The sequence below is a fragment of the Nocardia sp. CA-135953 genome (genome assembly GCF_050955735.1).
Taxonomy (GTDB): domain Bacteria; phylum Actinomycetota; class Actinomycetes; order Mycobacteriales; family Mycobacteriaceae; genus Nocardia.
Genome location: NZ_CP192082.1, coordinates 1,571,770 through 1,585,132 on the forward strand (window position 1 = coordinate 1,571,770; position 13,363 = coordinate 1,585,132).

The 13,363-nt window shown below is 65.1% G+C and carries 13 protein-coding genes; 8 read left to right on the forward strand and 5 right to left on the reverse strand.

Annotated features, from left to right (window positions below; genetic code table 11):
• Positions 1-307: 307 nt before the first annotated feature.
• The 3 genes from ACQPXH_RS07170 (at position 308) to ACQPXH_RS07180 (ending at position 2,335) form a co-directional block, all read left to right on the forward strand.
• A complete protein-coding gene (locus tag ACQPXH_RS07170) occupies positions 308-685 on the forward strand; it encodes a hypothetical protein (protein WP_433601515.1) in 378 nt (125 codons plus the stop codon).
• Entirely contained in the window at positions 682-1,038 is a 357-nt protein-coding gene (locus tag ACQPXH_RS07175) for a hypothetical protein (RefSeq protein ID WP_433601516.1), read from the forward strand. The genes ACQPXH_RS07170 and ACQPXH_RS07175 overlap by 4 nt, the downstream gene beginning before the upstream one ends.
• Positions 1,039-1,375: 337 nt before the next feature.
• Positions 1,376-2,335 (forward strand): NAD-dependent epimerase/dehydratase family protein, encoded by a 960-nt coding sequence (locus ACQPXH_RS07180; protein WP_433601517.1) that lies wholly within the window; start codon positions 1,376-1,378, stop codon positions 2,333-2,335.
• A gap of 396 nt (positions 2,336-2,731) precedes the next feature.
• Here the strand turns inward: ACQPXH_RS07180 and ACQPXH_RS07185 are convergent, their stop codons facing one another.
• Positions 2,732-4,159, reverse strand: coding sequence for an acyl-CoA synthetase (locus ACQPXH_RS07185; RefSeq protein WP_433601518.1), 1,428 nt, complete (start codon positions 4,157-4,159; stop codon positions 2,732-2,734).
• Between the two features lie 131 nt (positions 4,160-4,290).
• On the opposite strand from ACQPXH_RS07185, the gene ACQPXH_RS07190 reads away from it, so the two are divergent.
• A complete protein-coding gene (locus ACQPXH_RS07190; RefSeq protein ID WP_433601519.1) occupies positions 4,291-5,136 on the forward strand; it encodes an oxygenase MpaB family protein in 846 nt (281 codons plus the stop codon).
• 40 nt (positions 5,137-5,176) lie between these two features.
• On the opposite strand, the gene ACQPXH_RS07195 is transcribed toward ACQPXH_RS07190, so the two are convergent.
• Complete coding sequence (locus ACQPXH_RS07195; protein WP_433601520.1) at positions 5,177-5,806, reverse strand: TetR/AcrR family transcriptional regulator; 630 nt, start codon at positions 5,804-5,806, stop codon at positions 5,177-5,179.
• 187 nt (positions 5,807-5,993) lie between these two features.
• Between ACQPXH_RS07195 and ACQPXH_RS07200 the strand changes: the two genes are divergently transcribed.
• Complete coding sequence (locus tag ACQPXH_RS07200) at positions 5,994-6,878, forward strand: oxygenase MpaB family protein (RefSeq protein ID WP_433601521.1); 885 nt, start codon at positions 5,994-5,996, stop codon at positions 6,876-6,878.
• Positions 6,879-6,981: 103 nt separating this feature from the next.
• Entirely contained in the window at positions 6,982-7,854 is an 873-nt protein-coding gene (locus ACQPXH_RS07205; protein WP_433601522.1) for an oxygenase MpaB family protein, read from the forward strand.
• A gap of 13 nt (positions 7,855-7,867) precedes the next feature.
• On the opposite strand, the gene ACQPXH_RS07210 is transcribed toward ACQPXH_RS07205, so the two are convergent.
• Positions 7,868-8,809: a proline dehydrogenase family protein gene (locus tag ACQPXH_RS07210; protein WP_433601523.1), complete on the reverse strand. Its 942-nt coding sequence runs from the start codon at positions 8,807-8,809 to the stop codon at positions 7,868-7,870.
• The gene (gene pruA, locus ACQPXH_RS07215; protein ID WP_433601524.1) at positions 8,806-10,443 is read right to left on the reverse strand and encodes an L-glutamate gamma-semialdehyde dehydrogenase; all 1,638 of its coding nucleotides are present in this window, start codon (positions 10,441-10,443) and stop codon (positions 8,806-8,808) included. The genes ACQPXH_RS07210 and pruA overlap by 4 nt, the downstream gene beginning before the upstream one ends.
• Before the next feature lie 121 nt (positions 10,444-10,564).
• On the opposite strand from pruA, the gene ACQPXH_RS07220 reads away from it, so the two are divergent.
• Positions 10,565-10,954, forward strand: coding sequence for a PPOX class F420-dependent oxidoreductase (locus tag ACQPXH_RS07220; RefSeq protein WP_433601525.1), 390 nt, complete (start codon positions 10,565-10,567; stop codon positions 10,952-10,954).
• A gap of 83 nt (positions 10,955-11,037) precedes the next feature.
• Here the strand turns inward: ACQPXH_RS07220 and dapD are convergent, their stop codons facing one another.
• Positions 11,038-11,985 (reverse strand): 2,3,4,5-tetrahydropyridine-2,6-dicarboxylate N-succinyltransferase, encoded by a 948-nt coding sequence (gene dapD / locus ACQPXH_RS07225; RefSeq protein ID WP_433601526.1) that lies wholly within the window; start codon positions 11,983-11,985, stop codon positions 11,038-11,040.
• 275 nt (positions 11,986-12,260) lie between these two features.
• Between dapD and dapE the strand changes: the two genes are divergently transcribed.
• A complete protein-coding gene (dapE, locus tag ACQPXH_RS07230) occupies positions 12,261-13,361 on the forward strand; it encodes a succinyl-diaminopimelate desuccinylase (RefSeq protein WP_433603349.1) in 1,101 nt (366 codons plus the stop codon).
• The last annotated feature ends 2 nt before the right edge of the window (positions 13,362-13,363 follow it).

A 13,363-nucleotide genomic window follows, 5' to 3' on the forward strand; every position in this document is an offset into this window, starting at 1 on the left:
ATCGGTGGTGTGAAATCGAATCAATCGTGACCCAGGAGCGAATCTCATTCTGGGGCTTCGCATCAGCCAGTTTCGAATAATCGATTCTGCTCGAATCAGAGTAGCGCCTGTGGTGTGCTGTGTCAGGCATTCGGGCGACACAGCAACCCTCGAAACACACCAATCTTGCTGAACTGCAACAACATCGGCACGGCTTGGCGGCACCATCGCGGGCCAACCTCATCACCGGTGTTGATCCGTTGCTGCCCACTCATCCCGGACGCCTGACCGATCTCGCATACCGACCAGGTTCCGGGGAGGGACCCACATGACCCACACGCAAGCCACCGCGCCGTCGCCGGGCACCGGTAAGCCCAAGGCGATCGGGTTCGTTCGCGCGGATGTCTCCGGACTGCACGCGCCTCGGCATGCCAGCGAAATACGCAGGCATGCAAGCACATTGGGGTATCAATATGTGTATACGGTCCGGCCGCCGGGGGATGAGCCCGACCCGATCGGGTACCTCCTCGCTATGGCGGCCGGGCTCGATGTCGCGGTCATAGTGGTTTTCGAGCTGGCCCACGTGAACGATCAACCCGCACTGGTCTGCGATCACGGGTACGACCTGGAAACTGTTTGCCCGCAGAGCACTTGGACACGCATCGCGCGGCCCGTGTCCGATATCGAGACGGGGGCGGCGAGTTGAGCGAGGATACGATCGTCACGCCACCGGCCATTTGCGGCAGCGCCGAAATCGAGTTGGCGCACGAGCAGATGCGGCGACATCGGGCGTGCCGGATCCAGGTGTGCGCCTGGAAGTGGGTCGCGTACTACACCCTCGTCGCCTACGGCCGGATCGCGCCGCAGACATCGAGTCCGCGCGAGCGCGCGCACCGGCGCGGCATCGAATTCCCCACCGCCGCACCGTCATCGCTCGCTAATGGATCACTTTCTGCCTGCGGCACAGCGGAATTCACATTATTGCATCAGGTGCTGAATGGCCTTGCAGAAGATATGCGCGTCCATCTGGGCGATGGCCGCGAGGGGGAGCGACGGTGAGTCCGTGGCATGTGGTGTCCAGCGTGGCGGCGGTACTCGGCGGGGGTATCGTCGCGGTGGTTGCCGTCGGATGCGTATGGCCAGTCGACCGGCCATACCGCCCCGCCGCACATCGGCGCGCCCGCGCGCAGTGCCCTTTGCGTCCCGTCGAGTGGCCGAAGGCGTGGACATGCGACTTGCCGTCCCCGCCGTTGACGCTCGCCGACGCCCATCGCGCGATGCAAATGCACCGTGAACACGACTGCGCCAGAAAGCGGGCCGCGTTCGCGACACTGGTCGCGGCAGGGCACGCCACACCTGATTCGGCACGTCGATACCGTTGGTGGGAGATGCCCTCGTGAACGATCGCCCATCCACGAAGGAAGAATCCTCGCATACCGGTAACCACATCGTCGTCACCGGCGGGGTTGGATTCCTCGGCTCGTACCTGTGCCGCGCACTGCTCGAGCGCGGAGACCGGGTCACCGCGATCGATAACCTCAGCACTGGCCGTCGGGCGCGCGTCGAAAACCTCACGGCGCATCCGCATTTCGCCCTCCGCATTGCGGATGTGACCACACCCGGCGCGTTCGCCGATCTCGCCACTATCACCCATGTCGCGCATCTCGCTTGCCCCGGCAGTCCGAAAGCCACTGTCCGGCGACCGATCGATACCCTCCGAGCGGCCTCGACCGGCACCCTGGCCGCTCTCGACCTGGCCGCGAGTCGCGGCGCGCGCATCGTCGTTGCATCCGGACCCGACAGCAACGGCGACCCGCGAAACACCGGTCTGGCAGGCGATTGTCACGTGCACGCGTTGTGCGCGCGCATCGCCGAGGTCATCGCCCGCCATTATGGCGGCGCGGACGTGGGCATCGTGCGGCCCTTCGAGGTTTACGGTCCACACCAGTGGCCGGGCGACGGCCGCATCGCGGCCACAATCTGCTCCGCCGCATTACGCGATCAGACACTGCAGGTAATCGACAGTGATGTGCGATCATTCGTCTACATCGCCGACACCGTCGACGCATTGGTCGCGATGCTCGACAGCACTACGACCGGCCCGGTCGACATCGGCGGCCCGGCCGCGGTGACGACCGCCGAATTCGCCCACACCGCTACAGCTCTCGCCGGTAGCGGCTGGGTGGAGGTCGCTCCCGCCGATCTCATCGTGCCGACCGCGCACAGCCCGAACCTGGACCGCACCCACGCCGTGTTGGGCTGGCGACCGAGCACACCGCTGGACAATGGCCTGCGCCACACCCTCGACTGGATGCGCACCATCCTGCCCCCGTATCCACCGTGGGACCGCGGGTAGCGCCAATAGCCTCACACGCATGAGGGAGAGCCTTTCGTCGAATACGCCCGACCAGGCCAGCGGCAAATATTGTTCGTTACAACATATTCCACTGTGACCCGAGGACCAGCCGTTCCGCGAGGGTATTTGTTGTTCGTCATAACAATCCGGGCGCAGCGGGTGAGCGGCTTGCCGCCGTAGGAAAGAAAGTCTATCAAAAGTGGCGAAAGAAGCTTCCTGGCGACGCGCCCTCGACGCCTTCGACGCCAGCCAAGGCCCAAGAAATCATCAGAAATGCAGATCGGACCGGTTCGGGGCTGAAGAGCGATCCGTGGCATCGTTCGGCGTCGTTCCCAATTGATGAAATCAGCACGAAGGGCACGGTATCCGAGATTGTGGGAGGCGACGGGGTAACGCTCAGCCGAGCAGCTTCTTCTGCACCTTCCCCATGGCATTGCGCGGCAGCGAATCCACCACGCGTACCTCGCGGGGGCGTTTGTGCACCGAAAGCTGTTCGGCCACATGCTCGATGAGAGCCTTCTCAATGGAATCCGGTGTGGCACCGCGTAATACGACATACGCGACGATTCGCTGCCCCAGATCGGCGTCGGGGAGGCCTACCACGGCAACCTCGGCCACATCCGGATGTCCGAGCAGTACGGTCTCGACTTCGCCCGCGCCGATGCGATAACCACCGGACTTGATGAGATCGACCGATTCCCGGCCCACAATGCGGTGGAAGCCATCGGCATCGATGGCCGCGACATCACCGGTCTTGAACCAGCCGTCCTCGGTCCAGCATTCAGCTGTCGCCTCGGCCCTGTTGCGGTAACCGTCGAACAGCATCGGACCGCGAACCTGCAGGCCACCGATGCTCTCACCGTCATGCGGAACATCCGCACCGGCCTCGTCCCGCAGCCGGGTTTCGACCCCCGCGACGGGCATGCCGACCCATCCGGGACGGCGCTCCCCATCGAACCGAGTGGACAGCGTGATCATCGTTTCGCTCATCCCGTACCGCTCGATCGGCGCGTGCCCCGTGAGTTCGCGCAGCCGCTCGAATACCGGCACCGGTAGCGGCGCACTACCCGAGACGAGCAGCCGTGCTCCGGCCAATTTCCTTGCCGCATCGGGATCTTCGACAACTCGTGACCACACGGTGGGCACCCCGAAATACAGCGTGCCAGGCGCGTTCGCGTATGCCTGCGGTGTCGGCTTCCCGGTGTGGATCAGCGGGCTGCCCACCCGCAGCGGCCCGAGCACACCGAGGATCAGCCCGTGCACATGGAACAGCGGAAGACCGTGCACCAGAACATCGTTCGGCGTCCAGGCCCACGCGTCGGCGAGCGCATCGAGCCCTGCGGCAATGGCACCGCGATTGAGCACGACTCCCTTGGGCAGACCGGTGGTCCCCGAGGTGTACAGCACGAATGCCGTTGTGGCGGCATAGGGTTCGGGATATGTATGCCATGAGCGCGCGTGTACGCGAACCGGAACCACCGGCAGATCCGTCCCCTCCGGCGCCTCGCCCAACCACGCCTGTGCACCGGAGTCGGCGAGGATATGCGCCAATTCGGCGGTCCCCGAATCCGGTGGCACCGGCACCACCGTCACCCCGGCGATGAGACAGCCGACCACCGCGAGCACCGTGGTCACGGTCGGTCGCGCCAGTACCGCCACCCGATCGGCTCGCGCGATGCGCTCGGCCACCGACGTTGCCGCGCCGAGCAGATCACTGCGCGACAATGTCACCCCGTCGATGGTGACGGCATCCGGTATATCCGCTCCCCCGGCGACAGCGAGCGGATTGAGCGAACGAAGCAGCAGCGGCGGACCGAACGACATTCGCTCACGCTACTTCGACACGACACCGCACCATCGAGCTCCCCCTCGACGAGAACGTGACGGTTGACACACCCATGAGACGGTGAGAACGTTTAGGTAATTCCTTCTCAACGATGAGAACGGGGTCGATAATGACCAGCCCGTTTCGCAAACCCACGTCCACACCCGCCGAGGACGCCGTCGATATCGAGCGATACCTCGACGGTGTCGCAGCGTTCTTCGGCGGAACGGCGAATGTCATCATGCAGCTCAGCGCGCTGCCGGTCGGCTACGGCGTGCTGGAGAGCACCGTCGACAGCGGCAAGGTGATGCTGCATCCGATCAAGCGGTTGCGCACGACCCTCACCTATCTCGCGGTCGCCATGCTCGGCACCGATGACGAACGCGACCTCTATCGCGAGGCCGTGAACCTGTCGCATCATTCGGTCAAGTCGACCGCGGCGAGTCCGGTGAAGTACAACGCCTTCGATCCCGCACTGCAGCTCTGGGTGGCGGCCTGTCTCTATTGGGGCGCCTGCGATCTCTACGAGCGCATGCACAGACCGATGCACGACGCCGAGGCCTTCTACCGCTACGGGTCTCGCTTCGGCACCACGTTGCAAATGCGTCCGGAAATGTGGCCCGCCGACCGTGCCGCCTTCGACGAGTACTGGACCGAGCATCTCGCGAAGACCACCATCGATCCCCCGATCCGCGACTACTTCAACGATCTGATCGATCTGAAGATGCTCCCACGCGCCGCCCGCATACCGTTCGCCCGGTTCCAGCGCTTCGTGGTCACCGGACTGCTGCCCGAGCATCTGCGCGACCAGATGGGCATGACCTGGACCGCGGACGACGATCGGAAACTCGCCAGAATCATGCACATCACGGGCTCGATCACCGCCCGAATGCCGAAGCAGGTCAGGATGTTTCCGATCAACGCCTACCTGTGGGATATGCGCATCCGCAGGCGGTTCGGCCTGCGGCTGGTGTGATTCAGGGGGATGGCAGTCGGCGGAGCCGACGGGTGGTTAGCTACAGCTTGAACGAAACGACGACGTGGTCGCGCGCGAACTTGCGGATCGCGGCGTCGTCGTCGAGCGGAAGGACCGTTTGCGGGGTCAGCGCCAAGGACAGCGCCGTCCGCGCGATCATCTCGGCGACCGGCTCCGGATCGTATTCGGGCAACTTGCCCTCCCCCTGCAGCCGGGCGATGAATTCGGCCACATAGTCGCGGCCGAGCTCGAGCACCGGCGCACCCTTGACGGTGAGATACGGCAGCACGATTTCCGGCTCGGTCTTCAACAATCGGTCGAGCAGCTTGTTGCCGCGCAGTCCGTTCAGGAAGGCGACGAACAGCTCCACGATCTGATCCTCGGCGCCGGCATCGCGATCGACCTGCCGCTGCTGCGCCGCATCCACCTCCTCGACGAATTGCCGCGCCTGCCGCATCCCGACGGCCTGGATCAGATCGGATTTGCTGGCGAAGCGCCGGTAGAGGGTGGCCAGCGAAAGCCCACATCGCCGCGCGACTTCCACCATGCTGGTCCGCTTGATACCGAAGTCCAGGAACGCCAGCAGAGCGGCGTCCAGCACCCGCGTCTGGTTACGGTCCTCCGGGCCAGTGCTGCGCACCAGCGCCAGCAGTCTGGTCAGCGTCGCCATAACTTCCACCCCTATTCCGCTCCGATGACACGATGACACCGCTAGCATCGCATGCCGTCAGGCAGCGCCACCCACGAATGCCCCGGAAAGCGTGATTGACACCTTTGCGAGGCAATGAGAAGGTTTATATAGAACCTTCTCATCCATCCGTTTGATCGCGGATGGCCACAGAAAGGCGAGGTCACCGATGACCGAACCCCTCCGCGGTGCCGATTACCTGCCGATTCCCGACCGCGTCGGCCCCGCCGCGGTCGAGCCCATCACCCCGGAAACCGTCGAGGAGTACGTCGACGGAGTCGCGGCATTCCTGGGCGGCACCGCCAATGTGATCATGCAGCTGAGCCTGCGTCCGGTCGGTCGCGGCGTACTGGAGAGCACGGTCGACAGCGGCAAGGTCACACTGCACCCGATCAAACGGCTGCGCACCACCCTGAGCTACCTCGCGGTCGCACTGATGGGCTCCGACGCGGAACGCGCGCGGTATCGGGAGGCGGTCAATGCATCGCATCGACCGGTCCGCTCGACCTCGGCGAGTCCGGTGAAATACAACGCCTTCGATCCCACACTGCAACTCTGGGTGGCCGCCTGCCTCTACTGGGGCATCGATGACCTCTACACCCGCATGCACGGACCGATGAATCCCGATGTGGCCGAGGACTTTTATCATTACTGCGCTCGGCTCGGCACGACCCTGCAGATGCGACCGGAGATGTGGCCCGCCAATCGTGCGGAATTCCAACGGTATTGGGACGAGCACCTGCCGAAGCGGAGTATCGAACCCGCCCTGCGCGACTACTTCGACGACCTCATCGATATGAGGATGATGCCGCGTCCCGTCCAATGCGTCTTCGCCCGACTGCAGCGGTTCGTCGTAACCGGCCTGCTGCCACAGCATTTGCGCAATGAGATGCGAATGACCTGGTCCCAGCGCGATCAGCGCCGCTTCGATCGGCTGCTGCGGCTGATTTCGGCGGTGCACACCCGGCTGCCGAAGCAGGTTCGAATGTTCCCGCTGAACGCCTGTATGTTCGACGTTCGCCGCCGTATGCGACTGGGTAAACCGCTCGTATAGGGGACCGTTTGACACGCTATCGAGGTGATGAGAAGGTTAGTACCCATTCTTCTCATCACTCTTTCGATCGCCGCTGATCAACCCCTGAAAGACGAAGCCAACGATGACCTTGCCGCTACCCGTGGAGCCGCCCGATCCCGGACCGACCTGCCGCTACGGCACCGTCGAGAACTTCGCGATGGACGAATTCTGGAGCGGCGTCGCGGCCTTCCTCGGCGGAACGGCGAATGTCATCATGCAGCTCAGCCTGCGGCCGGTCGCGTACGGCGTCATGGAGAGCACGGTCGAATCCGGCCGGATCGATGTGCATCCCTGGAAGCGGACGCGCACCACGCTGACCTACCTCGCGGTGGCACTGATGGGCACCGAAGAGGATCGTGCGAACTATCGCGAGGCCGTCAACGGCTCACATCGCGCGGTGCATTCCAAGCCGGGGGCCACGGTCGAATACAACGCCTTCGACCCGAAGCTGCAACTGTGGGTCGCCGCCTGTTTGTATTGGGGCCTGGTCGATCTGGAGGAGCGGCTGCACGGCCCGATGGACGAGGACACCGCGGATGTGCTCTACCAGTATGCCGCCCGGCTCGGCACCACCCTGCAGATGCGACCGGAAATGTGGCCCCGCGACCGAAAAGCCTTCCAGGAGTATTGGAATACCACTCTCGCGACCAAGACCGTCGATGCCCGCACCCGCGCGTACTTCAACGATCTCATCGATCTGAAGATGGTCGCCTGGCCGTTGCGCATACTATTCGCGCGGCTGCAGCGGTTCTTGGTTACCAGTCTGCTGCCGCCGCACCTGCGTGCCGAGATGCGCATGGATTGGAGCGAACGTCAGGAGCGCTTCGCGAACAAACTGCTGCGCGCGATCGGCGCCGTGCACCGCATACTTCCCAAGCCCGCCAGGCTCTTTCCGATGAATCTCTGCCTGTGGGATATGCGCAGGCGGCATCGCTTCGGCAAGCCTCTCGTCTGAGCTCACCCGCCCTCTAGGACTTGCTGACCAATGCGCGCAGAAAGAACGTGAGGTTGGCCGGACGTTCGGCGAGGCGGCGGGTCAGGTAGCCGTACCACTGGCTGCCGTACGGCACATACACCCGCACGGCATTGCCCGCGGCGGCCAGCCGCAACTGCTCGGGATCGCGGATGCCATAGAGCATCTGGCACTCGAATCGGTCCGGGCCACGGCCAGTTTCGGCGGCCAGTTGTTCGGCGGCGCGGATGAGCACCGGATCGTGGGTGGCCACCATCGGGTACCCGTCACCGCCCATCAGGATTTCCAGACAGCGCAGGTAGGAATCTGTCACTTCGGCGGAGCGCTGATAGGCGACGGTATGCGGTTCCCGATATGCGCCCTTACACAATCGGATTCGTGATCCGGACAGCTCGCGACAGTCCGCCTCGGTGCGATGCAGATAGGCCTGCAATACCGCACCGAGCCAGGGGAATTCGGCGCGGACTTCACGAACCGTGGTCAGCGTGGCCTCGGTGGAGGTGTGGTCCTCCGCGTCGACGGTGACCCATACTCCGACCTGGGCCGCCTTGGTGCACAGAATGCGCAGATTCTCGGTGGCAATGGCCGGGCCGTCGGCGGGCAACGCCTGCCCGAGCGCGGAGAGTTTCACCGACACCTCGGTGCGCGCCGTGGCATCTCGGAAGCCGTTCATTGCCGCCAGATCGTTGATCAGCGAAAGATATTCCGCCAGCGTGGCATCGGCCTGTGCCCGGTCGGTGGTGTTCTCCCCGAGGAAGTCGACACTGATCAGCCGACGGCTCGCGAGCAGCTCCCGCACCACCGGAATCAACTCGTCACGGCCCGCACCTGCCACGAAGCGCCGGACGATCTCCGCGGTGACCGGCGTCCCGGTGACGATGCGCTTCATCCGCGGCGATGCGGAGGCCGCGAGAATGACCGGCCGCAGTGGATTCATGCCGACCCCATGTGCGGATACCGGTAATCACCCGGCGGCACGAAGGTCTCCTTGATCGTGCGTGGCGCGACCCAGCGCAGCAGGTTCAGCGGCGAACCCGCCTTGTCGTCGGTGCCCGAGGCGCGCGCACCGCCGAAGGGCTGCTGACCGACGACCGCGCCGGTCGGTTTGTCATTGATGTAGAAGTTGCCCGCGGCGAATCGCAATGCGGCCGAGGCCCGTTCGACGGCCTTACGGTCCTGCGCGAAGACCGCGCCGGTCAGTGCGTACGGTGCTGCCGACTCCACCTCGGCCAGTACCGCCGCGTAGGAGCCGGGTTCGGCATCGTCGTAGACGTGCACCGCGAGGATGGGACCGAAATATTCGGTGGCGAAGGCGTCGTCGTGCGGATCGTCCACCACCAGCACCGTGGGCCGGACGAACCAGCCCTCGCTGTCGTCGTATTCGCCGCCCGCCGGAATGGCGATACCCGCCGACCTGGCGCGCTCGATGGCGGCCACATTCTTGTCATAGGCGCGCCGATTGATCAGTGCCCCACCGAAATTCGTCAGATCGGCGACATCGCCGTAGCTGATTTCGCGGGTCAGTTGCAGGAAGTCGTCACCGATCGTGCGCCACACCGAGCGTGCGATGTAGGCGCGCGAAGCCGCCGAGCACTTCTGGCCCTGATATTCGTAGGCACCGCGAATCAGCGCGGTACGCAAGGCATCCGGATCGGCGGACGGGTGCGCGACGATGAAGTCCTTACCGCCGGTCTCGCCCACCAACCGTGGATACGAATGGTATCGGCCGATATTCGCCCCGACCTCGGACCACAGGAGCTGAAATGTCTTGGTGGAGCCGGTAAAATGGATGCCGGACAGCCGTGGATCGACGAGCGCGACCTCCGACAGTTCGACACCGTCGCCGGTCACCATATTGATGACGCCCGGTGGCAACCCGGCTGCCTCCAATAGTCGCATCGTGTAGAAGGCCGCGAGCGTCTGTGTCGGTGCGGGCTTCCACACCACGGTATTGCCCATCAACGCGGGCGCGGTCGGCAGATTGCCCGCGATCGCAGTGAAGTTGAAAGGCGTGATCGCGTATACGAAACCCTCCAGCGGGCGGTAGTCCATCTGGTTCCACACTCCCGCGCTCGACTGCGGCTGCTGCTGCAGAATCTGGCGCGCGAAGGCCACATTGAACCGCCAGAAGTCGACCAATTCGCATGGCGCATCGATTTCGGCCTGCTGGACCGTCTTGGATTGACCGAGCATGGTCGCGGCGGCTACCGTCTCCCGCCACGGCCCAGCCAGCAGATCCGCCGCGCGCAGGAAGACGGCGGCCCGCTCGTCGAAGGTCGTGCTGCGCCAGCCGGGCGCCGCCGCAATCGCGGCCTCGATGGCGCCATGGGCTTCCGAATGGGTGGTGTCGGTGTAGGTGCCGAGCACCTGCCGATGCCGGTGCGGGGCGACAATATCGTGTCGAGCCCCGATGCCCGGCCGATGTTTGCCGCCGATGACCAGCGGAATGTCGATGGATTCGACGGCGATCTCATTGAGCTTGGTGATCAGCAGTTCCCGCTCGGGGCTGCCCGGCGCGTAGGAATGCACCGGCTCGTTGCTGGGGACAGGGACTACCGTGACAGCGTCCATACCCCAAGGCTATCGCCGTTCCCGGGTCATCGGGCACGAGTGCGGGTCGTGTTGCCGTGAACGGGAACCGGAACACCACCGGCTTGACCTCTACTTCGGTTCAGGTTCTACGGTCGCCGGTATGAGCGCAGCACTGACCCCCGAACAGATCGACTACCTGGCCACCCAGCGCCTGGGCCGGCTCGCGACCGTGCGCCCCGACGGCTCACCCCAGAACAGCCCGGTCGGCTTCCGCTACAACGCCGAACTCGGCACCATTGATATCGCGGGCTGGAATATGGGCAAATCGTGGAAATTCCGCAATATCGCCGACAACAATCGCATCGCCTTCGTCGTCGACGACGTCGCCTCCGTCCAACCCTGGCGCGTCCGTTGCCTCGAAATCCGTGGCACCGCAGAACAATTGACCGATGTGGAGCCCTACATCTCCGGCGTCTCCCGAGAAATGATCCGAATCCACCCCACCCGGGTAATCGCCTTCGGTCTGGAGGCAGGTGTCACCTACGGGTAGGGCCTATCGCAGAACGATCGGCGTCACCCAACCCGGCGCCGATGACGCACTGCATGATCGCCGCCCGAAAGGAGGCGGACCGTTCAATCGTTGGCGTGCAGATCGGCGTTGAGTTCGATGCCGGTGCCCTTGCGCTGGACGACCTCGACGGCGCCGGTGGTGGAGTTGCGGCGGAAGAGCAGGTTGTTCTGTCCGCTGAACTCGGCGGCTTTGACCACGGTGCCGTCGGGGGTGGTGACCTTGGTGCCCGCGGTGAGGTAGAGACCGGCCTCCAGGACGCAGTCGTCGCCGAAGGGGATGCCGAGGCCGGAGTTGGCGCCGAGCAGCGAGCGCTCGCCGATGGAGATGATGGTGGTGCCGCCGCCGGACAGGGTGCCCATGGTGGAGGCGCCGCCGCCGATATCGGAGCCGTCGCCGACCATGACGCCCGCGGAGATGCGGCCCTCGACCATCGAGGCGCCGAGCGTGCCCGCGTTGAAATTCACGAAGCCCTCGTGCATGACAGTGGTGCCGGACGCCAGGTGCGCGCCGAGACGGACGCGGTCGGCGTCACCGATGCGCACACCCGACGGCACGACGTAGTCGACCATCCGTGGGAACTTGTCGATGCTGTACACGGTGACCGGGCCACGCGCACGCAGCTTGGCGCGCGTCGCCTCGAAGCCATCCACCGCGGCCGGACCGTGGTTGGTCCACACCACATTGCTGAGCAGTCCGAACTGCCCGTCCAGGCTCACCTCGTGCGGCTTGACCAGCCGATGCGAGAGCAGGTGCAGCCGCAGATACACGTCGTGTGCGTCGACGGGAGCGGCCGACAGATCGGCGATCGTAGTCTGCACCGCGATCACATCGACCCCGCGCGCCTCGTCGAATCCGAGCAGCGCCGCGTATTCCGTGGGCGCCTCGTCCAGGCGCTTCGTGCCGGTGTCACCGAACGCGCCCAATTCCGGATTCGGGTACCAGGTATCCAATACGGTCCCGTCCGCGGTCACATTGGCGATACCGACTGCTGCTGCTCCCTGAATGCTCACGCCATCAGAGGTTACCCACCCATCCGCACTCGTGGTGAGCCACGTCGACCGCGGCGGCCCGAAGCGCGGTACCGCGGACTCGCCTGGCAATCGCTCCGAGTCGGAATGACCCTGCCATCAGCACTCGGCTCGGCGAGGCCAGCGCTCGGCCGATGGTCAGCGCCGCATGACTACGCGCCGTGAGTCCGTCGACGAACCACGGGTCGGTACATATCGGCCACCGCATCGCGGCAATGGCGACGGACCCGACCGCAGTGGAACATCGCGGTCGTAGGCTGGCAGCCGTGACCCTCGACTTGCGCGCCGACCCCATCACCCTGACCGCGGCTCTCGTCGACATCCCCAGCGTCTCGCGCGACGAGGCGGTCATCGCCGACCTGGTCGAGCGGGCGCTGCGTGAGCAGACAACGGGATTCGAGGTGCTGCGGCACGGGAACGTGGTGCTCGCGCGCACCGATATGGGGCGGCCGACGCGGGTCATCCTGGCCGGTCATTTGGATACCGTGCCCATCGCCGACAACGTGCCGAGCACCTTCGTTGACGAGGCGGGGGAGCGTCAGCTCTACGGCTGCGGCACCGTCGATATGAAATCCGGTGACGCGGTCTTCCTGCATCTGGCCGCGACCGTCGCCGAGCCGGTGCACGATCTGACGCTGATCTTCTACGACTGCGAGGAGATCTCCGCGAAGTACAACGGCCTCAACCACATCGAGCGCGACCTGCCGGAGTGGCTCGTCGGCGATCTGGCCATCCTCGGCGAACCGTCCGGCGGTGTCATCGAGGCGGGCTGCCAGGGCACCCTGCGCGTCCGGCTGACGACCAAGGGCGTGCGGGCCCACTCGGCGCGGTCGTGGAAGGGCGACAATGCGATTCACCGCATGGCCCCCGTGCTGCAGCGCCTCGCCGACTACAAGGCCCGTGAGGTCGATATCGACGGCTGCGTCTATCGCGAGGGCCTGTCCGCGGTCCGCATCGGCGGTGGCATTGCGGGCAATGTCATTCCGGACGAGGCCGAGGTCGATGTGAACTTCCGCTTCGCCCCGGACCGCACCGTCAACCAGGCCACCGAGCATGTGCGCGAGGTATTCGACGGACTGGAGCTCGATTTCGAGCTCACCGACGCTGCGGCGGGCGCACTGCCCGGCCTGTCCGCACCCGCCGCCAAGGATCTGATCACCGTGGTCGGCGCCGACAGCGTGCGCGCCAAATACGGCTGGACCGATGTCGCGCGCTTCGCCGCCCGCGGCATCCCGGCGGTGAACTTCGGTCCCGGCGACCCCAATCTCGCCCATAAGCGCGACGAACACGTCCCGGTCGCCCAGATCAGCTCGGTCGCCGAGGTGCTGCGCGGCTACCTCACCGGCGTGTCCCGGTAGCG

Coding starts and splice junctions, on each gene's coding strand:
- ACQPXH_RS07170 (WP_433601515.1), top strand. CDS start 308: ATGACCCACACGCAAGCCACCGCGCCGTCGCCGGGCACCGGTAAGCCC.
- ACQPXH_RS07185 (WP_433601518.1), bottom strand. CDS start 4,159: ATGTCGTTCGGTCCGCCGCTGCTGCTTCGTTCGCTCAATCCGCTCGCT.
- ACQPXH_RS07190 (WP_433601519.1), top strand. CDS start 4,291: ATGACCAGCCCGTTTCGCAAACCCACGTCCACACCCGCCGAGGACGCC.
- ACQPXH_RS07195 (WP_433601520.1), bottom strand. CDS start 5,806: ATGGCGACGCTGACCAGACTGCTGGCGCTGGTGCGCAGCACTGGCCCG.
- ACQPXH_RS07200 (WP_433601521.1), top strand. CDS start 5,994: ATGACCGAACCCCTCCGCGGTGCCGATTACCTGCCGATTCCCGACCGC.
- ACQPXH_RS07205 (WP_433601522.1), top strand. CDS start 6,982: ATGACCTTGCCGCTACCCGTGGAGCCGCCCGATCCCGGACCGACCTGC.
- ACQPXH_RS07210 (WP_433601523.1), bottom strand. CDS start 8,809: ATGAATCCACTGCGGCCGGTCATTCTCGCGGCCTCCGCATCGCCGCGG.
- pruA (WP_433601524.1), bottom strand. CDS start 10,443: ATGGACGCTGTCACGGTAGTCCCTGTCCCCAGCAACGAGCCGGTGCAT.
- ACQPXH_RS07220 (WP_433601525.1), top strand. CDS start 10,565: ATGAGCGCAGCACTGACCCCCGAACAGATCGACTACCTGGCCACCCAG.